Origin of the sequence: Arcanobacterium pluranimalium, from assembly GCF_016907845.1 — a bacterium.
GTDB classification, from domain to species: Bacteria; Actinomycetota; Actinomycetes; order Actinomycetales; family Actinomycetaceae; genus Arcanobacterium_A; species Arcanobacterium_A pluranimalium.
This window is the reverse complement of the sequence record NZ_JAFBCS010000001.1, coordinates 1,420,552-1,440,797: the sequence shown is the minus strand read 5'-3', so window position 1 is coordinate 1,440,797 and position 20,246 is coordinate 1,420,552. Positions and strand designations below refer to the sequence as shown.

17 protein-coding genes are annotated in these 20,246 nt (G+C 50.2%); 3 read left to right on the top strand and 14 right to left on the bottom strand.

The window, feature by feature from the left end:
- Nucleotides 1–10 precede the first annotated feature (10 nt).
- Nucleotides 11–1,108, top strand: a complete 1,098-nt coding sequence (tal, locus tag JOD55_RS06225) for a transaldolase (RefSeq protein ID WP_204399185.1) — start codon at nucleotides 11–13, stop codon at nucleotides 1,106–1,108.
- A gap of 117 nt (nucleotides 1,109–1,225) precedes the next feature.
- On the opposite strand, the gene secG is transcribed toward tal, so the two are convergent.
- The 9 genes from secG to uvrA all read right to left on the bottom strand — a co-directional run bounded on the left by secG (nucleotide 1,226) and on the right by uvrA (nucleotide 12,929).
- Complete coding sequence (gene secG / locus JOD55_RS06220; protein ID WP_204399184.1) at nucleotides 1,226–1,471, bottom strand: preprotein translocase subunit SecG; 246 nt, start codon at nucleotides 1,469–1,471, stop codon at nucleotides 1,226–1,228.
- A gap of 111 nt (nucleotides 1,472–1,582) precedes the next feature.
- Nucleotides 1,583–2,359 (bottom strand): triose-phosphate isomerase, encoded by a 777-nt coding sequence (gene tpiA / locus JOD55_RS06215; RefSeq protein ID WP_204399183.1) that lies wholly within the window; start codon nucleotides 2,357–2,359, stop codon nucleotides 1,583–1,585.
- A gap of 1 nt (nucleotide 2,360) precedes the next feature.
- Nucleotides 2,361–3,554, bottom strand: coding sequence for a phosphoglycerate kinase (locus JOD55_RS06210; RefSeq protein ID WP_204399182.1), 1,194 nt, complete (start codon nucleotides 3,552–3,554; stop codon nucleotides 2,361–2,363).
- Nucleotides 3,555–3,642: 88 nt separating this feature from the next.
- Nucleotides 3,643–4,647 (bottom strand): type I glyceraldehyde-3-phosphate dehydrogenase, encoded by a 1,005-nt coding sequence (gene gap / locus JOD55_RS06205; RefSeq protein WP_204399181.1) that lies wholly within the window; start codon nucleotides 4,645–4,647, stop codon nucleotides 3,643–3,645.
- Nucleotides 4,648–4,992: 345 nt separating this feature from the next.
- Nucleotides 4,993–5,982 carry a DNA-binding protein WhiA gene (gene whiA / locus JOD55_RS06200; protein WP_204399180.1) on the bottom strand — a complete coding sequence of 330 codons (990 nt, stop codon included), beginning with the start codon at nucleotides 5,980–5,982 and terminating at the stop codon, nucleotides 4,993–4,995.
- 95 nt (nucleotides 5,983–6,077) lie between these two features.
- On the bottom strand, nucleotides 6,078–7,037 hold the full coding sequence (locus tag JOD55_RS06195) for a gluconeogenesis factor YvcK family protein (protein WP_204399179.1): 960 nt from the start codon (nucleotides 7,035–7,037) through the stop codon (nucleotides 6,078–6,080).
- Between the two features lie 4 nt (nucleotides 7,038–7,041).
- Entirely contained in the window at nucleotides 7,042–7,986 is a 945-nt protein-coding gene (rapZ, locus tag JOD55_RS06190; RefSeq protein ID WP_204399178.1) for an RNase adapter RapZ, read from the bottom strand.
- Nucleotides 7,987–8,040: 54 nt separating this feature from the next.
- Nucleotides 8,041–10,047, bottom strand: a complete 2,007-nt coding sequence (gene uvrC, locus JOD55_RS06185; RefSeq protein ID WP_204399177.1) for an excinuclease ABC subunit UvrC — start codon at nucleotides 10,045–10,047, stop codon at nucleotides 8,041–8,043.
- A 2-nt stretch (nucleotides 10,048–10,049) separates the two neighbouring features.
- Nucleotides 10,050–12,929: an excinuclease ABC subunit UvrA gene (gene uvrA / locus JOD55_RS06180; protein ID WP_204399176.1), complete on the bottom strand. Its 2,880-nt coding sequence runs from the start codon at nucleotides 12,927–12,929 to the stop codon at nucleotides 10,050–10,052.
- 108 nt (nucleotides 12,930–13,037) lie between these two features.
- Here uvrA and JOD55_RS06175 point away from each other — a divergent pair, with 108 nt between their 5' ends.
- Together JOD55_RS06175 and JOD55_RS06170 are read left to right on the top strand one after the other, a co-directional pair.
- On the top strand, nucleotides 13,038–13,322 hold the full coding sequence (locus JOD55_RS06175) for a YciI family protein (RefSeq protein ID WP_204399175.1): 285 nt from the start codon (nucleotides 13,038–13,040) through the stop codon (nucleotides 13,320–13,322).
- A gap of 76 nt (nucleotides 13,323–13,398) precedes the next feature.
- Nucleotides 13,399–14,376 (top strand): bile acid:sodium symporter family protein, encoded by a 978-nt coding sequence (locus tag JOD55_RS06170; RefSeq protein WP_338022211.1) that lies wholly within the window; start codon nucleotides 13,399–13,401, stop codon nucleotides 14,374–14,376.
- On the opposite strand, the gene JOD55_RS06165 is transcribed toward JOD55_RS06170, so the two are convergent.
- The 5 genes from JOD55_RS06165 to JOD55_RS06145 form a co-directional block, all read right to left on the bottom strand.
- The gene (locus JOD55_RS06165) at nucleotides 14,373–15,395 is read right to left on the bottom strand and encodes a TerC/Alx family metal homeostasis membrane protein (RefSeq protein WP_204399174.1); all 1,023 of its coding nucleotides are present in this window, start codon (nucleotides 15,393–15,395) and stop codon (nucleotides 14,373–14,375) included. The two genes, JOD55_RS06170 and JOD55_RS06165, sit on opposite strands and share 4 nt — an antisense overlap.
- 279 nt (nucleotides 15,396–15,674) lie before the next feature.
- Nucleotides 15,675–17,723 (bottom strand): excinuclease ABC subunit UvrB, encoded by a 2,049-nt coding sequence (gene uvrB, locus JOD55_RS06160; RefSeq protein WP_204399173.1) that lies wholly within the window; start codon nucleotides 17,721–17,723, stop codon nucleotides 15,675–15,677.
- Nucleotides 17,724–17,826: 103 nt separating this feature from the next.
- Nucleotides 17,827–18,705 (bottom strand): dephospho-CoA kinase, encoded by an 879-nt coding sequence (gene coaE / locus JOD55_RS06155; protein WP_204399172.1) that lies wholly within the window; start codon nucleotides 18,703–18,705, stop codon nucleotides 17,827–17,829.
- Nucleotides 18,706–18,792: 87 nt separating this feature from the next.
- Nucleotides 18,793–19,386: a pyroglutamyl-peptidase I gene (locus JOD55_RS06150; protein WP_204399171.1), complete on the bottom strand. Its 594-nt coding sequence runs from the start codon at nucleotides 19,384–19,386 to the stop codon at nucleotides 18,793–18,795.
- Nucleotides 19,387–19,415: 29 nt separating this feature from the next.
- Nucleotides 19,416–20,246 (bottom strand): siderophore-interacting protein, encoded by an 831-nt coding sequence (locus JOD55_RS06145; protein ID WP_204399170.1) that lies wholly within the window; start codon nucleotides 20,244–20,246, stop codon nucleotides 19,416–19,418.

Here is a 20,246-nt window from a genome sequence, read left to right as displayed (position 1 = left end):
GGGGTACAACATGGGAAAGATTGACGAACTTCGCCGCGAGGGCGTATCAGTTTGGCTTGATGACCTCTCTCGAGAGCGTTTGAATACTGGAAATCTGCAGCATCTTGTGGATACTGCTGGGGTTGTTGGAGTGACCACGAATCCAGCTATTTTCCAGGCAGCAATTTCTGCCGGTCTTGGATACAGTGACGCGATTGCGCAGCTGGCTTCGCAAGGAAAGAACGTCGAGGAAGTAATCTTACAGCTTACTACCGACGACGTGCGTCAGGCTTGCGATGTATTCGCCCAGATTTATGCCGAGTCAGGAGGGGTGGATGGCCGAGTATCGATCGAGGTCGATCCGCGTTTGGCTCGTAAAGGCGAGCAAACCTTTATCCAAGCTCAGAAATTATGGCAGATTGTGGATCGACCGAATCTTATGATCAAGATTCCGGCCACGAAAGAGGGCTTGCCTGCTATTACACGGGCAATCGCACACGGTATTTCAGTTAATGTGACGCTCATATTCTCAGAGCGCCGCTACCGCGAGGTGGCTCATGCCTATATCGCTGGTCTAAAACAGGCACATGAAGCAGGCTTGGATCTATCGAAGATCCATTCCGTAGCATCGTTCTTCATTTCGCGTGTCGATTCAGAGATTGACGCACAGCTTGAAGCGATGGGATCGCCAGATGCGCTAGCCATGCGTGGGCGTGCTGGTCTTGCTAATGCGCGAGTGGCATATGGTGCTTTTATGGAGATATTTGAAGAATCTGAAGAATTCCGTGAGCTTCGTGAACTTGGCGCAAATGTGCAGCGGCCTTTGTGGGCATCAACTGGGGTCAAGAATCCAAATTACTCCCCCACGCTCTATGTAGATCAGCTTGTATCGACGAATGTGGTCAATACGATGCCTGAAGCCACGTTGCATGCCACTATCGAAGAAGCCAATATCACTGGCGACACCATTCGAGATTCAATTTATTCTGCTCAACGTACGATTGAAAAGATCATCCGACTCGGTGTTGATTTTGATCAAGCCATGATCAAGTTGAAGAACGACGGCGTGGAGAAATTCGAGATCGCATGGAATGAGCTTATTGAAACGGTTGAAAAAGCGATGAGATAGACTGAGATAGCTTTGAGAAGCTACAACTGTGGGGCGGTTCCTAACGCTCGAATGCGTGTTAGGAACCGCCCCACAACTGTAAAGTCGATATTGCGTTTGAGCCGGTATTGTGAAAATTTAGCTTCCGAATTTAGTAATCAAGCCAATCAATGCGATCACAATAAACCAGGTAATTGCTACGCCCACCGTAATGCGATTGAGATTGCGTTCGGCTACACCAGAAGAACGCATCGAGGTGGAGAGTCCACCGCCAAACATATCTGAAATACCGCCGCCACGGCCTTTATGCAAAAGCACAGTTGCAATGAGCAAAAGGCTGGTGATTACGAGAAGAACCGAGCAAATGATCAAAATGGTTTTCAACAGTCCACTACTTTCAGATTATTGTGTATGCGCTGTCTGGTGGCGCTAGCCATATCTTACAAGATGTTTGTGGGTTACGAAAATCAATTCGTAACCCACAAACCAGAAAAATTACCCTTGGTAGGTAACGATCTTCGCAAATTCGTCAGCTTGCAAGGATGCGCCGCCAACGAGTGCACCGTCTACGTCAGGCTGAGCCATAATCTCTTGCACATTCGAGGACTTCACTGAGCCGCCGTACTGAATGCGAACAGCTTCAGAGGTAGGAGCATCGAAAAGTTCAGCAATCTTGGAACGAATGGCGCCACAAACTTCCTGTGCGTTCTCCGGAGTGGCTACTTCGCCAGTACCAATTGCCCAGATTGGCTCGTAAGCAATAACTGACTTAGCAACTTCCTCAGCCGAAAGCGGAGCGAGCATTTCCTCAATTTGGCCAAGCACGTATTCAACGTGAGTGCCCTCTTTGCGAATCTCGAGAGCTTCACCGCAGCACATGATCGGAATAATGCCTGCGTCGAGAGCTTTCTTTGCCTTTTGGCCAACCAATGCGCTGGTTTCACCGTGGTATTCGCGACGCTCCGAGTGACCAACCACCACGTAAGAAACGCCGAGCTTGGTGAGCATAGCGGTGGAAATTTCGCCGGTGTAAGCACCTGCGTCGTGCACGGAAACGTCCTGAGCACCGTACTTGATCTCGAATTCATCGGCTTCGATAAGCGTCTGAACAGAACGAATATCGGTAAATGGAACGATCACAGCAGCTTCAACTGCAGAGAAATCGTGCTTGAGATCTTTAAGCGTCCAAGCGAGCTTCTGCACTAGTGCGGTAGCTTCGAGATGATCGAGGTTCATCTTCCAGTTGCCGGCCATCAATGGTGTACGTGTCATTTCAGTCCTCCAAAACCGAGATGCCTGGCAGGATCTTACCCTCGAGGTATTCGAGTGAAGCGCCGCCGCCAGTTGAAATATGGTTAAACTTTGATTCGTCGAAGCCAAGGGTGCGAACTGCAGCTGCAGAGTCGCCACCGCCAACGATTGTGAATCCAGCTGCGTCCTGCATTGCCTGTGCTACTGCGCGCGTACCAGCTGAGAAGTTCTCAAATTCGAATACGCCCATCGGGCCATTCCATACGATCGTCTTCGAATCAGACACTGCTTGTGCGTAGAGCTCAGCAGACTTTGGACCAATATCAAGACCCATTTCATCGGCAGGCATCGACTCAGAGTCATGCACCGATGGTGTTGCATCTGCCTTGAACTCTTTAGCAGTTACGTTATCGACCGGAAGAAGAAGCTCAACGCCGTTAGCAGCTGCTTTCTCGATGTACTCTTTGGCAGTAGCTACCTGATCTTCTTCTAGCAACGAAGTGCCAACCTCGTACCCCTTGGCTTTGAGGAAGGTGTATGCCATGCCGCCACCGACGAGGAGTCGGTCAGCTTTCTCGATGAGGTTATCGATGACGCCGAGTTTATCCGAAACTTTCGACCCACCAAGCACCACGGTGTATGGACGCTCAGGATTGTCGGTCGCTTTCGAGAGGGAATCAATTTCCTTGAATACGAGCTCTCCAGCAGCAGATGGCAGCTCTTTAGCAATGTCATAAACCGAAGCTTGCTTGCGGTGTACAACGCCGAAACCATCGGAAACGAATACGTCTGCCAGCGAAGCGTACTCCTTGGCGAGAGCCTCGCGCTCGGCGTCGTCTTTCGAGGTTTCGCGCTTGTCGAAACGTACGTTTTCAAGAAGTACGACGTCGCCTGGTTTCATTTCGGACACGAGCTTGTGTGCGCTTTCGCCAACGGTATCTTGTGCGAGTTTGACGTCAATTCCCAAAAGTTCCGAAAGACGGCCAACAACCGGAGCTAGCGAGTACTCTGGGTTGACTTCGCCCTTGGGACGTCCAAGGTGGGCAGCCACCACAACCTTTGCCTGAGCAGCGAGCAGCTTGTTAAGTGTAGGAAGAGCAGCGCGAATACGACCGTCGTCGGTAATATTCTTCTGCGCATCGAGTGGAACGTTGAAATCTGAGCGTACAAACACAGTTTTGCCGGCGAGATCGCCGAGTGTATCGATAGTGCGCATAAAAAATCCTTAATAGGTTGTAGCTTGAGATGGCGAGTGCCCGCACAAGGATGCACGGGCACTCAACCAACTATCATGACACGTTAGATCAGAGCTTCGAAGCAACGAGCGACGTGAGATCAACGAGGCGGTTGGAGTAACCCCATTCGTTGTCGTACCAAGAAACAACCTTGACCTGGTTGCCAATCACCTTGGTGAGGCCAGCATCGAAGATTGAGGAGTGTGGATCGGTTTCGATGTCCTTCGAAACAATTGGATCCTCGGTGTAAGCCAAGATTCCCTTGAGCTCGCCTTCTGCAGCCTTCTTCACAGCAGCGTTGACTTCTTCAACGGTCACTTCACGTGCAGCCTCGAAGGTGAGGTCGGTTGCGGAACCGGTTGGTGTTGGAACGCGCAGTGCGTAACCATCGAACTTGCCCTTGAGTTCTGGAAGCACGAGAGCAACAGCCTGAGCAGCACCGGTCTTGGTAGGAACGATGTTGAGGGCTGCAGCGCGGGAACGGCGAAGATCCGAGTGAGGACCATCCTGCAGGTTCTGATCAGCGGTGTAAGCGTGAACGGTGGTCATGAGACCCTTCACAATGCCGAACTCTTCGTGAAGAACCTTAGCCAAAGGTGCAAGGCAGTTGGTGGTGCAGGAAGCGTTCGAAATGATGTTGTGCTTCTCAGGATCGTAATCGTTGTGGTTTACACCAAGAACGAACGTAGCATCTTCGTTCTTTGCAGGAGCGGAGATGATAACTTTCTTAGCTCCAGCTGCGATGTGTGCCTTTGCATCTTCAGCGTTGGTGAAACGGCCGGTGGACTCGATAACGATGTCTACGCCAAGCTCGCCCCAAGGAAGATCGGCTGGGTTGCGCTCAGCAAGAGCCTTGATTTCCTTGCCACCGATGGAGATGGAATCATCAGTGTAGGTTACCTCTTCGTCAAGCTTGCCGAGGATTGAGTCGTACTTGAGCAAGTGTGCAAGAGTCTTGTTGTCAGTGAGATCGTTTACAGCTACGATCTCGAAATCTGCACCTGCAGCCAATGCTGCACGGGTGAAGTTGCGGCCAATGCGGCCAAATCCGTTGATTCCAACGCGAATAGTCACTCTTAATCCTCCTTGTACACAGTTGTGTACGTAGTATGAGATAGCATCGCGGATTGATTCCGCGATCTCACGAAAACTCTCGAAGTTTTAGAGACTAGACTCAGTGGCTTCAAGCGTTCTCGATCCGTCCATAATACTACCGTGATCTTCAACTATTTCACAGGACCAAAGGGAAAATTTTTACCGAACTTTCACCGAAAGCATATTAAATTTGCACTCGCTGAGAACCTGAGCCTGAAAACTTTCCCTTTTGAGACGATCTGCGGCAAATTTCACTACTGAGCCACGTCAAAAACTCGCAGCAGAACCGTGCCCGTGTGCCAGCTTATTTGGTGCAGATCAAACTCAATCGAGGTACGTATTAGCGCCGGATTCTGCTACCACATCAAGAGTGGTTGGAATTCCAAGTTCCGTGGCGCGTTTATCCGCCATTGTATTAAGACGACGCAAACGCCCAGCCACTGCATCTTTCGTTGCTGGTGGGTTGAGTCTTTCACCGAGTAGATTCAAGGAATCCTCAGGGTACTTAATGCGGTACTCCCCTGCTTCACGCAAGTTAGCAGGCACGTCGTCGCCCAAAATTTCGAAGGCGCGTTTGACGCGAATTACAGCGACGACGGCGGCATCTGCACTGCGACGCATATTGGCGTCGTCGAAGTTCGCCAAACGGTTTGCATTGCCATTGACTTCGCGTTCTGTGCGCAGTTCTTCCCAGCGCAAAACCGCGTCGCTTGCTCCCATACGAGCGAGCATCGCCGAAATGGCATCACCTTCGCGAATATCAACGCGATGCGCTCCGCGCGATTCTCGTGCTCGGTATGGAATGTCGAGCCGGCGAGCGAGACCGCCAATTGCATAGGCTGCTTCGAGAGATGGACACGTCACTTCCAAAGCAGCGTTCCTGCCAGGTTCTAAGAGCGTGCCACGAGCCAAAAATGCACCTCGCCATGCCGCAGCAGCATCAGCTTTGGAACCTCCAACTATCTGCGGCGGCAATCCGCGCACAGGACGCCCTTTGGGATCAAGCAAGCCTAATCTGCGGGCGATGCGTTCGCCATTTTGAGAAATTCTCAAAATATAGTGATTGCCGTTTTTCATCGAGTTTTTTACTGCAATGAGCTCAGCTTCGAGACGATAAATCTTATGAATGAGTTCCCACAGATGCCGAGCTGCACCTGGATGGGTGAGTTCCGCTTGTAAGGTTACGAGTCCGGAATTGATATGCAAGCCACCCGCAAAACGAAACATGGTCGAAATTTCAGCCACCATCGACGATGCAAGCTGAGGATACACACCTGCGATTTCGTCCTTGACAGGTTGAGTTAATGCTGGCATGATTCCTAACTTTCCCTACAACTTCCCCTATAACCAACTCGATTTGATCACCGAGCGGTCGATAAGTCTTTAAATTGCAAAATACTTTATGTAGATTAGTCACTCGAACTGAAATCTACAAACAGTTGCCGATAGGCAGCTGCCAAATTGAGATGGTCGTGGCAACCCCTACGCTTCGGATCAGCCACGTGGTGAGCAATTACTTTGGCGCCGCACAGCGCCGCAGCATTTTCGAGTTCCTCCCAATTGCAATCTGCACTGCTGTCCATCATAACAGCATCGAGTCTTAAGTCTGGTGCGTGATCGTGAAAACTGCGCACGTGATCCGCAGGAGTCATCGTGACCGTTTCTGCATCAGCTACTAAGTTGATGACCAGTGCCTTTCTTGCACGAGTTTCAATGAGAGCGCGATGAAGATCGGGCACCATCAGATGTGGAATCACTGAGGTATACCACGAGCCGGGTCCAAATATGATCCAATCTGCTGCCGAAATCGCCTCTAGAGCTTCATTCACTGCCGGTGGATCTGCTGGCGAAATACGAATCGCTTCAATGTCTGCATGAGAACGCGCTATCGATACCTGACCGTATATCGTCTCAAGCCCGGCATTTGTGCGAATATCTGCTTCGATATCAATGGGTACGGCAGCCATTGGCACTACTCGCCCCTTAACATCGAGCAATCGCCCTACCCAATCCAATCCTGCCATTGAATCGTCTAAAAGCTCCCACAGGCCGGTAATCAAGAGATTTCCCAGTGAGTGCCCATTGAGAGGACCTTGCGAAGAAAAGCGGTGTTGTAACACATCGCGCCAGGTCTGACCCCATTCACCGTCGTCGCACAACGCGGAAAGCGCCATACGCAAGTCTCCCGGAGGTAGTACGCCAAGCTCTTCACGCAGTCGGCCGGACGATCCGCCGTCGTCGGCAACAGTGACGACGGCTGTGATATTGCGTGTCAAAATTTTTAGCGCCGAGAGCGAAGCATATAAACCGTGCCCACCGCCGAGTGCCACAACTTTTTGCCCGCGCGAACCAATATGGGATTCAGGCATGTAACTACTCCCGACCCAAGTCGCGATGCACTATTCGCACAGGTAAACCACGCGAACTGAACTGTGCGGAGATTTCTTCCGCCATGGCTACCGAACGGTGTTTACCTCCCGTGCACCCCACCGCAATAGTCACATAAGGTTTAAGTTCGCGTTCGTAACCATTCACAATATCTGCAAGTAGGTCCACGTATCGATCAGCAAAATTCTGTGCGCCATCGATAGAAAGCACGAAATTGCGCACAGGCTCGTCTTTTCCGGTCAAATGCCGCAGTTCCGTCACCCAGTAAGGATTTGGTAAAAACCGTACGTCCGCAACGTGATCGGCATCAACAGGCAGACCGTATTTGAATCCGAACGACATCACCGTCAGGTGCACGCGCGCCTCTTGCTCTGTACTGACGAGTTCGCGCACTTTACGGGCAAGATCGTGCACAGACAGCGTCGTCGTATCAATGACGACGTCGGAGCGCAAGCGTAAGCCTTCGATCACGTTGCGTTCGTGAATAATGCCGTCCAATAAACGCCCTCGGCCTTGCAAAGGATGCGGACGCCGCACAGATTCATATCGACGCACCAATTCTTCATTACTCGCATCCAAAAAGAGGATGCGATAGTTGGTGTTTGTGTTGTCAAGCTCTTGTAATACTCCCATGAGCTCTTGAAAAAACTCGCGCGTACGCACGTCAACGACACACGCAAGCTTCTTCACGCCACTTTGTGCCGTGACCAAGCCTGCCATTGCAGGTAGCAGCCGTGGAGGAAGATTATCGATGACGTACCAATCCAGATCTTCCAAGGTAGCGCCAGCACGCGTGCGGCCTGCACCAGACATACCGGTGATTATCATGATCTCCGGAACATCAGCTGTGGGTAATTCCGATTGTAAATCGAGTTTTGCAATGCCCACAGGGATCCTGCCGGTGTCGTTGATGTCGAATACTTCGCTCATACTCTAATGTTGCCATGTATGCTGCGATTTTGCCTAGGCAAATATGCGCTCGGCTCACGGCGCAACTGGAGATTCGCCGTCGTCGCTCGGTGCGAGAGCATCGTGAATAACCTGCGCAAATGCTTTCCCAATGCCTGGAACCTCACAAAGATCAGCAATCGACGCAGCGCGGATTTTTGCCACAGAACCAAAATGTTTGAGAAGTGCTTTCTGCCGACTCGGGCCAAGCCCCGGAATATCATCAAGAATAGATCGAGTCATCGCCTTTGACCGTTTCTTGCGATGAAAAGTAATTGCAAAGCGATGCGATTCGTCTCGCAGATACTGCAATAAGCGCAAAGCTGGTGACGTGCGCGGCAAAATCAGCGGGAAATCTTGGCCAGGAATCCACACCTCTTCGAGGCGTTTTGCCAACCCAATCACGGTAACGTCCGCATTCATTTCATCAACAACCCGCTGAGCGGCATTTACCTGTGGCAAACCGCCGTCAACAACGATCAGATCTGGTCGATAGGCAAATTTTCGCACGCGCGGTGAATCCTCAGCTTCTGGCCCCGAAACTGGTTCGTCGTCCGACGCGTCGTCTGCATCTGCTCCCTGAGCTAAGCGCAGAAGACGACGCCGTAGCACTTCGTCCATCGCTGCAGTGTCATCGCGCGCACCGGAGCCATGAGGACCGCGCACAATAAAATGCCGATAGTCCTGTTTCTTCGCCAAGCCGTCTTCGAATACCACCATTGACGCTACTTGGTGTGTGCCCTGGGTGTGGGAAACGTCGTAACACTCGATCCGCAATGGAGCGCGCTCAAGGCTCAATCCTGAACGCAATTCTTCAAGGGCTTGCGAGCGTTCGGTAATATCGCCTGACCGGTGCAGCTTATGGCGTTGGAGAGCCTGTACTGCATTGAGATGTACCGTGCGCATGAGATTCGCTTTAAGGCCTTTTTGCGGACTTTTAATATGCACATTTGCGCCTCTAAGGGCGGCTAACCAATCCCGTAACGTATGGTAATCTGCGGGAATTTTTGGCAGCCATATCTCACGGGGAATTGCTGTTGTCGCTGTGTGCATGACGTCGTCGACTGATTTGGCATCTTCCTTAATACTGTGTGCAGTATTCGTAGGTGCATAGGCACCATAAACTTGCAGTAAGAGATCTGAAAGGAGTTCGTCAGCGCCCACACCAGCTGTTTCAGTGACCCAACCACGTTGGCCGCGGATTCGCCCACCTCGCACATAAAAGACTTGGACGCTTGCCTCGATCTCGTCGAATTCAAGACCAAAGATGTCGGCATCCACATTGGAATCTAGCACGACAGTGTTTTTCTCAGAAATTGTTTGTAGCGCTTGAACTTGGTCGCGCAGTTTTGCAGCGAGTTCAAAGTCTAGCTGCCCTGCTGCGGCTTTCATCTGCTCAGTTTTAAGCTTGATTAAATCGTCGCCTGTACCATCTAAAAATTTCACCACAGAGTTGATAAGTTCACGATGGTCAGCAGCAGAGATTTTGCCGATACACGGTGCACTACAGCGATCGATATACCCGTTCAAGCATGGGCGTCCTGCTCGCTGCGCGTTATTGAACACTCCTTTGGTGCACGAACGCACTGGAAAAACGCGCAGTAGCAGATCGAGAGATTCACGCACAGCCCACGTCTGCGTATAAGGACCGTAATATCGGTTTCCTTTTTTGTGAGCATCGCGGGTCACCATAACGCGCGGATATTCTTCACTTACCGTGACGGCGAGGTAAGGATAAGATTTATCGTCGCGATACATCACGTTAAAACGCGGATTGTATTCTTTGATCCAGGCGTACTCCAAAGTTAGAGCTTCAAGCTCTGATTGAACAACTACCCAAACGACGTGAACCGCGGTGAATACCATCTGGCGCGTGCGCGGATGAAGCACCACTGGATCTCGGAAATAAGACAGTAACCGTTTGCGAAGATTTTTCGCTTTTCCTACGTAAATGACCCGACCGTCGTCGTCAATAAAACGATAGACTCCCGGATTTTCTGGTATGTCTTGGGTGCGCGGTCGGTAGGACTGTGGATCAGCCATTGTTAGCGCGCTTTCGTTCCTAAGGTACCTGCCTTTTCAAGCATCGGCTTAAGATAAGCGCCAGTGAAAGATTCCTCCACCTTGGCTACCTGCTCTGGAGTCCCCTGTGCAACAACCAGTCCGCCGCCTTTACCGCCCTCAGGGCCAAGATCGATCACCCAGTCCGCAGTTTTAATAACGTCGAGATTGTGTTCAATCACGATCACCGTATTGCCTTTATTGGTAAGACCTTGCAAAACCTGGAGTAGTTTGCGCACGTCCTCAAAGTGGAGACCAGTGGTTGGTTCGTCAAGCAAATATACCGTCTTACCCGTGGAGCGTTTGTGCAGCTCAGAAGCTAATTTGACGCGCTGCGCTTCACCGCCAGAAAGCGTGGGAGCGGGCTGACCAAGGCGAATGTATCCCAATCCCACAGATTCGAGTAATTCGAGGTATTTCGTGATTCGCGGTACGGAATTGAAAAACTCTTTGGCATCGGAAATCGTCATATTCAACACTTCGGCAACATTCTTGCCTTTGTATTGCACTTCCAAAGTTTCGCGATTATACCGCGCCCCATGGCACACTTCGCACGGAACGTAGACGTCGGGCAAAAAGTTCATTTCGATCTTCAGTGTGCCGTCGCCGTGGCAGGCTTCGCACCGTCCACCCTTAACATTGAATGAAAAACGGCCAGGGCCATAACCTCGAATCTTGGCGTCCGGCGTCTGCGCAAAGAGAGTGCGGATTTGATCCCACATGCCGGTGTAAGTCGCAGCATTCGATCGTGGTGTGCGACCAATAGGCGACTGATCAACGTGTACGATCTTATCTAGCTCATCGAGACCCGTTACTCGCCGATGTTTGCCCGGCAGATGGCGCGCCTTATTGAGCTTGTTCGCCAGCACCTGGTAAAGAATTGAATTGACGAGCGAGGACTTGCCGGATCCAGACACACCGGTCACCGCCGTAAAAACACCGATAGGGAACTGTACCGTAACATTGCGGAGATTGTTTTCTTCGGCACCTTCGACGGTAATTTGACGCTTTTTGTCAATTTTTCGGCGTTTTTTAGGTACACTGATTTCCCGTTTTCCGCTCAAGTACGCGCCTGTAATCGAGCGTGGCGCATCGACAATTCCGGCCGGTGGTCCAGAGTAGACTACCTCACCGCCGTGTTCACCTGCATAGGGGCCGATGTCGAGCAGCCAGTCTGAACGCCTAATTGTGTCTTCATCATGTTCGACGACGACGAGTGTGTTGCCAAGATCACGCAGGCGGAATAAAGCCTCGAGAAGTTTGTCGTTATCACGTTGGTGCAAACCAATTGACGGCTCGTCGAGTACGTAGAGCACGCCCACTAAGCCAGAGCCAATCTGTGTTGCCAGACGAATGCGCTGTGCTTCTCCACCAGAGAGACTTCCTGCAGAACGTGCCAAAGTTAAATATCCAAGACCAACTGTGACCAAGAAATTCAAACGTTCGAGAATTTCACGCAGAATTTGCTCAGCGATTTTGTGTTCGCGCTGCCCTAACTCGAGATTGCGCACGTAGTCGAGAGATTCCGAAATCGGCATATTAGTCAATTCCGAGATATTGGCGCTGCCCACTCGTACTGCTAATACCTCGGCTTTCAGGCGTGCTCCCCCACAAGTTTTGCATGGAATATCGCGCATGAAACCTGCATAGCGTTCTTTAGCGTAGTCAGAGTCCGTCTCGGTGAATTTTCTTTCAACGAAATGTAAAACTCCCTCGAAACCAGAGGAATACGTTTTCTCTCTCCCCCAGCGATTTCGGTATTTCATCTTTACTTTGAAGTCATGACCATGCAAAATAGCGTGGCGTGCCTCTTGTGGAATATCTTGCCAGGGCGTTTTGAGATCGAATCCAAGATCCTCGCCCAAGGATTCAAGCTGGCGCATATGATACTCGCGAGCCGATGCTGAGGCGGTGACAGTCCAGGGGACGATTGCACCGTCTGTGATCGACAATTGCGGGTCTTGGATCACAAGGTCTTCTGATACTTGCGATTTATAGCCGATACCCTCACAATCAGGGCAGGCACCATATGGAGCATTGAACGAAAAAGTACGCGGTTCAATCTCATCTAATTCGAGAGTGTGATCGTTGGGGCAGGCGCGTTTTTCTGAAAAACGCAGGTACCGCGCGGGGTCGTCGTCGTCTTTATCGACGAGTTCCACCACCGCAATTCCACTCGACAAATGCAAAGTCGTTTCAATTGAATCGGTCAGTCGCGAACGAATACCGTCTTTCATAGCGATTCGATCCACCACAACGTCGATAGAATGTTTCTTTGTTTTGGCGAGTTTAGGCACGTCGCTCAGCCGCATCGGTTCGCCGTCAATAACAACGCGCGAGTAACCGTCTTTAATCAACTCCGCAAGAGCATCAGCATGTTCGCCTTTTTGCCCGCGGATAACCGGAGCAAGTATCTGAAACTTTGTGCCTGCGGGCAATTTTTCTAAACGGTTAACGATCTGCTCAGCAGACTGAGCTTCGATTTTTTCGTCACAAACCGGGCAATACTGTGTACCTGCGCGCGCGTATAACAAACGCAGGTAATCGTAGATTTCCGTAATTGTGCCTACTGTTGAACGAGGGTTGCGGTTTGTCGATTTCTGGTCGATCGAAACCGCAGGCGATAGTCCCTCGATGAAATCGACGTCGGGTTTATCCATCTGCCCAAGAAACTGGCGCGCATAAGAACTTAGCGATTCAACGTATCGCCGCTGCCCTTCAGCAAAGATTGTGTCAAAAGCGATAGATGACTTTCCCGAGCCAGAAAGTCCAGTAAACACAACGAGCTTATCGCGCGGAATATCAACCGTAATATTCTTTAGGTTGTTTTCGCGGGCACCTTGAATATGGATGGAATCATGCACAACACTGAGCATAATCTGCTCATGCTATACAAACAAACGTTCGAGAGCGATACTGCCGATTTCACATTTAGCCTTTCCCCTCGGTGGCAAAACAACTAAAATAGCAGTATGACTACTAATATCGCAGCAGTGTTTTATACCTACGATCCAGCACGCGCCGAGGATCTGACGCATGCACGTCCAGCGCATCGTGAATTTTTGCGCGGTTTGCTCAACAACGGCGAGCTCCTCGCCTCGGGTCCTTTTCTCGACGGCGGTGCGCTTTTGATCGTTCGCGCCGAGGATGCCGATGCTGCCCTCGCGCTGCTTGAGAATGATCCGCTCAATATTGAGGGCATTATTACCGAACGCAAGGCTCTCATGTGGGATCCAGTTTTGGGTCCGTGGGCGTAAAATAGCGAAACCTAAGTTTTAACCCTCAAGCCTTTGTGACGTGAAGTGACCTGATGTACACAAAGGCAAGTGTTTTGTGACCTGTGAAATCTACGTGAAAGTTAAACCTGATTTTCTTATAACCGGTATTATCGCTGCGTTCATTATTGGAATTTTGTTTCCGGTAAGCGCGCATTATGAAGCGCTCGTGTCTGCCATTGGAGACGCCGCAGTTGCACTTGTATTCCTCTTTTACGGTATGCGTTTACACTCTGCGGAAGTGTTACGCGGTTTGCGCGATCTTAAGCTGCAACTTTCGGTGTTGGCCAGTACATACGTCGTCTTCCCTCTCAGCGGCATGACGGCGTATTGGTTACTTTCCCCAATTATTGGCGAAAGTTTCGCGCTCGGAATTTTCTTTTTGAGTCTGCTTCCCTCTACGGTGCAGTCCTCTGTTACATTCGTTTCGATCGCCCGTGGCGACGTCGCAGGCGCGGTTTGCGCTGCTACCATCTCGAATATTTTAGGAATATTCCTAACCCCATTCTTGGTGTTTGTATTCATGGGTGCGCAGACTCAGAGCACGCAAGGATTTTCTTCTGTGCTGCTCAAATTGTTATTGCCTTTTGCAATCGGTCAGGTACTACAGCCGTTCTTTGGCGATTTTATGCGCAAGCATCGGTCATTGACGAAATTCACCGACAATCTTGCCATTATTATTGTGGTGTTTTCAGCAGTCACCAGCGCAAGTAATGAAGGCGTGTGGAATTCAATTTCGATCACGCAGTTGGTTTACCTCGTAGCTATTCTCGGCATCATACTCGCGCTAATGCTGCTCTTAACATGGTTTGGTGGAAAAGATTTGAACTTTGCTTACCCACAACGAGTCGTGTTGCTCATGTGTGGATCGAAAAAATCTCTTGCGAGTGGGCTTCCGATTGCAAAGGCTCTTTTCACTGGCTCAGCAGTCGCAACGCTGGTGATGCCAGTGATTCTTTTCCACCAAATCCAGTTATTTGTGTGCGCAATTATCGCTAGGCGTTTATCCCGACACGAGGACGTGTCGAAAGACTAATCCTCGTTTTGCGCTCCGTTGGTAGGCGTAGTATTTGAGCGCGCTTCGATACGTTTCGCTCCAAGTACAGACACAATCACCGTGATCAAAATCGATACAACGATAAATGCCACTGAGAAAATAATCGATGGTTCTGGAATAGCTTCGAAATATCCATAACCGTGCGAGGCGTGAAGCACCAACTTCAATGCAATAAAGCCCAGAATCGCCGCAAGTCCAAAATGCAGGTAAATGAGCTTTTCGAGCAAACCGTCGATAAGGAAGAACATTTGGCGCAGACCCAATAGTGCAAAAGAGTTAGCAGCAAAAACGATAAATGGTTCTTTAGTAAGACCATAAATTGCCGGAATTGAATCAAGCGCAAACATCAAATCAACTGAGCCAATAGATACAATGCACAACAACAAAGGCGTGATCATCGTCTTGCCTGAACGCCGTGTAACGAGACGATCACCGACGTAACCATCCGTCGTCGGAACATATTTCGAGATGAGACGAGTGGTGAAATTTGGCTCGTATTCATCGGATAGCTCATGGTTTGAATCGCGTTCGCGAATCTCTTGAACGCCGTCAATAACTTGCTTGATTGCGGTATAAAGCATCCATGCACCAAAGATGAAAAACACCCAGATATAGCGTTCTACCAGTGCAGCTCCAAGCAAAATAAACACAAAACGCAGCGTAAGTGCAATGACGATTCCATACATCAACACTTTTTGCTGATATATGCGAGGTACTTTAAATGCCGCAATGATAATAATAAAGACGAAGATGTTGTCTAATGACAGCGAATATTCGGTGATGTAACCAGCAAAATATTCGGTTGCAAACTGTGAGCCGTGGCGCAGAAGCAACGAAATACCAAATGCCACGGCCAAAGAGATATATATTCCACTCCAGATTGCCGCTTCTTTAATCGTCGGTTCGTGAGCTTTGCGCACATGACCAAATAGGTCAAACAAAATTAAGACTAATACTACTGCGCCTAACACGAACCATTCCCAGAGGTAAACAGTCATGCCAGTGCCTGTTATTGACGTATTGAACAGTGATTGGTGAACATCTACAGATGCGGTGTGAGCTAACAACGATTGCGCCACAATTGCCCTTTCCGGTACTGGTAAACAAATACCGGAGGTCTCTTCCCGCCAAGCGAGGGCCTCGACCCGGATGACACTGATCATCGTATTGACGAGCCGATATTTCGTGGGAATACTCCCCTCCGAGGAAGATTCTACCGCGAGCCGCCCTTCACTTCTTAATCATCTACAATGACAAATACCACGGATACGAACGCGTCAGTTTGAACGAATTTTTCGAAGTTCTTTCTTGACGTCGTTTATTTCGTCGCGAAGTCGTGCCGCCAGCTCGAATTGGAGGTGCTCTGCGGCTTCGTGCATTTGTGCAGTCAGTTCGGCAAGTAGCTCGACAATCTCATCGCCATCACCTGCAACTGTAGAAGTCTTTGCTTTTTCTTTGCGATAACCGCCCTCAAGCAGGTCTTTCGTGTCTATATCTTCGCGAGCCAGCATATCCGTGACGTCGGCAATTTTCTTTCGCAGTGGTTGCGGATCGATGCCGCGCTCTTCGTTATAGGCAATTTGTTTTTCCCGACGACGGTTTGTCTCATCGATAGCTTCTCGCATATTCGGTGTGATTGTGTCCGCATACATATGAACCTGACCCGAAACGTTACGAGCGGCACGGCCAATCGTCTGAATGAGTGACGTGGTAGAACGCAAGAAGCCCTGCTTATCAGCGTCGAGAATTGCAACGAGCGAAACTTCAGGCAAATCGAGACCTTCTCGGAGCAAGTTAATGCCAACGAGCACATCAAATTTGCCCAGACGAAGCTCGCGCAACAGCTCAACGCGCCGCAAGGTATCGACGTCGGAATGAAGGTATTCCACCTTAACGCCACGTTCTGCGAGGTATTCGGTGAGATCTTCTGCCATTTTCTTCGTTAGCGTAGTTACGAGTACGCGCTCGTCACGCTCTACACGCAAGCGCACCTCTTCGAGCAGATCGTCGATCTGGCCTTTTGTTGGCTTGACCAAAATTTCGGGATCTACCAGACCAGTTGGGCGAATAATTTGCTCAACGAAACCGTCTGACTGTTCCAGCTCATACTTGCCAGGGGTAGCTGAAAGATACACGGTTTGCCCAATGCGCTCCAAGAACTCGGTCCATTTGAGCGGACGGTTATCCATAGCCGAGGGCAGACGGAAGCCATAATCAACAAGCGTGCGTTTGCGTGACATGTCCCCTTCATACATGGCACCGATTTGTGGCACAGTCACATGGGATTCGTCGATAATAAGCACGAAATCTTCGGGGAAATAATCGAGAAGCGTATTTGGAGGCGTTCCTTTTGCACGGCCGTCAATATGCCGTGAGTAGTTCTCGATGCCGGCGCAGGTGCCTAAGTTTCGCATCATTTCGATGTCGTATGTTGTGCGCATTTCTAGGCGCTGCGCTTCGAGAAGTTTATTGTCTTCACGAAGCTGTTCTAAGCGGGCGTGGAGTTCTTCTTCAATAGTGCCAATTGCGCGCGCCATACGTTCGGGACCAGCTACGTAATGCGAGGCTGGGAAAATATGGGCATGATCAGTATTTTCAATCACATTGCCAGTCAGCGGGTGCAGATAGGATAGCGAATCGATTTCGTCACCAAAAAACTCGATACGCACTGCCAGTTCTTCATAGACGGGAATGATTTCAACGGTATCGCCGCGCACGCGGAATGTGCCGCGAGTAAAAGCGAGATCATTGCGCGTATATTGCATTGTGACGAATTTTTTAAGTAGCTCATCGCGCTCGAGTTCTTGCCCAACTTCGAGACGAACCATCCGATCGACGTACTCTTGCGGGGTACCCAAACCGTAAATACACGACACAGAGGCAACCACCACAGTGTCGCGCCGAGTAAGCAGCGAGTTAGTAGCCGAATGTCGCAAACGCTCTACTTCGTCGTTAATCGACGAATCTTTCTCAATAAATGTGTCAGTTTGTGGTACGTAGGCTTCTGGCTGGTAGTAGTCGTAATACGACACGAAGTATTCAACGGCGTTATTTGGCAGCAGCTCGCGGAATTCTGCGGCCATCTGCGCGGCGAGAGTTTTATTCGGTTCTAAGATCAAAGTTGGCCGTTGTATCTGCTCGATAAGCCAGGCTGTGGTAGCAGACTTTCCAGTGCCTGTGGCTCCGAGAAGTACGATATCTTTCTCACCAGCATTAATCCGCTCAGTTAGCTCTTTAATTGCCTGTGGCTGATCACCAGAGGGCGTGTATTGCGAAACTACTTCAAACTTCGCATTTTGCCGAACAATATCGGAAACTGGTCTCATCGCTCATCTACTCTCTCGCAGTCAAAACCGCACACCTGCAACTGGCTTACTCACTTACTGGTGTTCCAGGAAAGCTGCACGCTCATCGCTGCATAAACTTCTTCTAGTTGCTATTTAACCAAATACTCACAGGATTAGCTGGGTTGGCGATTTCGAAATGCTCACCAACTGGCACAAATCCTGCTGTGTGTAGCCGATCGACGCAATCGCTCGGTATCGGAGGAACCAGCTGTAGAGCAAAATTGCGGTTCGCCACTGCTTTGCATCGCATGCCAAGTTTGTTCAATTTATGCTGTATATGGGTAAAATTGGTAGATAGCGTAATAGGATCGGGACGAGCAGCCGGAGCGTATCGACGCTTTTCTTGGTGAGCGAGATTTTTAGCAAACGGATTGATCCAATGATCCCACAGCCAAGAAACGAGCGCGTCGGTGTTTTGAGTCTGCGTATTATCAACGATTACATCGGCATTAGCGCGCAACTCGGATGCTGGAACTTGCCGTCGAATACGTGAGCGCGCGTCGTCGTCGCTCATTGAACGCTCATGGATCATACGTGCAACGCGAGTTTCTTCGTGCGCGTCGATAACGATAATCCCGTGTGCGCGCATTTCAACGTCGCTTCCTTTGAGAAGTGGAATATCGTGTACGACGACGCCGTTCGGCTTGCGTTCGTATGCCGCTCGATCCGCTTCACAGGCTAGTTTACTGATATGTGGATGGGTGATCGCGTTGAGCTTTGACAAATCGTCGGGTGAGGAAAATACGATTTGTGCGAGGCGCTGCCGGTTGAGCGTGCCATTGGGAGAAAGTGCGTCGCTCCCCCACGTCTCAATAATCTGATCTAGTGCAGGCGAACCGGGTTCTACCGCGCGTCTGGACAAAACGTCATAGTCGATGATTTGCGCGCCGCGGCTTGCGAACGCGCGGGCAAAATGAGATTTCCCAGCAGCTATACCGCCAGTCAAAGCCAGTACTAACATCGAACACCTCCCCAAGTACGGTAGCATAGTAATAGGCAAAACGGCGTTAGTGCGCGTATGAGACGCTGGTTTAGCTCAAGACACAGTTCAGAAAATTTCGCTCAGCAGCTTGCGCACGATCCACCGGATGAAATCGAGATTAGTTTCTAGCGATGAATATTCTTGCGGCGGGATATGGATAAATACTGCGGAGCGTGATACCTGCAAAGCGGTGTAATACACCGTATTGCACACATAAAGTCCAGCGGATAGCGACTGCGCAACGTCAAAACCAGCTTCGCGTGCTGACTCAACTAAAGCAGGCACATCGAATGAGGTTTCGAGTGCGAGCGGGCCGTCGCCGATAGCTTCATTACGCGCAATTTGCCCGCTCATATCGGCGGTCCGAGAATCTTGCTTATTGATGGCAAAACGTTCAACTGTGATTTTGGTGCGATCAGCGGCTAGACCAAGTGCTATGTGGAGATCGTAGGCTCCTAGCTGCTCGAGTCGTGCCCGAGCGCCTTGATACTCCACGGGTAAAACCTCGGCATCAATTGCACACGGCCTTGTGCGCGCGACATCGTCGACACCCAAAACAAGTGCCGGATCGTTCATTTCAGAAATGCTCGCAACAAGAGTTTCGGTAGGGTTCTCTGTATTGTTAGCAAATACTCCAAAGCCGGTAATCAGAACGCGCATGTCATCATCTTACTTGACTCGTTGTGGATTTATCCGAGTTCTGGTTCATTTGGATCGATCGGATCGTGATGTGAACGCCCAGCTACGCCGTGCTTCCAATAGCCGTCGATTTTCATATTTTCTTTTGGAATCCCAGATTCGTTGCGCAGCCACTTGCGTGCTGGTATCAACGTGCTTGCTTCCCCGGCTAACCACACGTACTGATCGGCTTCTAATGGCAACGATTTTATTAGGTCTAACAAGGTTTCACCACTGTAGTCCGGCTCAATGATATGGAACGTTACGTTGCTGCGGGTCCAGTGTTTGTGGAAGTAGCGCTGTACGCCGTCCCACGTAGTGATGAGCACGACGTCAATGTGGGCGTTGTCGTCAAGATGATCGAGCCAGCGGGTCAAGGCCGGAAATGCGCTATGATCAACAGCTATCAGTATCTGTTCAACAGGCGGTAAAACAATTGAACTTTTGGGGCCAAGAAGTAGCACGTGTGCCGAGTGCGCAAAATCTTTGTTATCACTATCTGAAGAAAAGCGCGTCAACCACTGCGCAAGTTCTCCATCTGCGTGCTTGGCGATATCTATCTCGATACCGGTAGGTAGGACCTTCATTGCAGTGAGGTCGCGTGAAATTTCTTGAGAGCCAAGTTTACAAGTATGTGGATCGTATTCAATCTGTTCACGATCTTTATGAGGTAGGACGAGCTTGAAATGATCGGATGGGCCTTGTACTGGCAAATCTGCCAGTTCGTCTCCCTCAATTCGGACTCTTACGAAGGCATCGTCAATGTGCTCGATATGCGTCACTACTCCGTACCGAGCTTTTAAGCCGTGCTTTTTCTTCGTCTTTCCAAAAATCTCAACCAT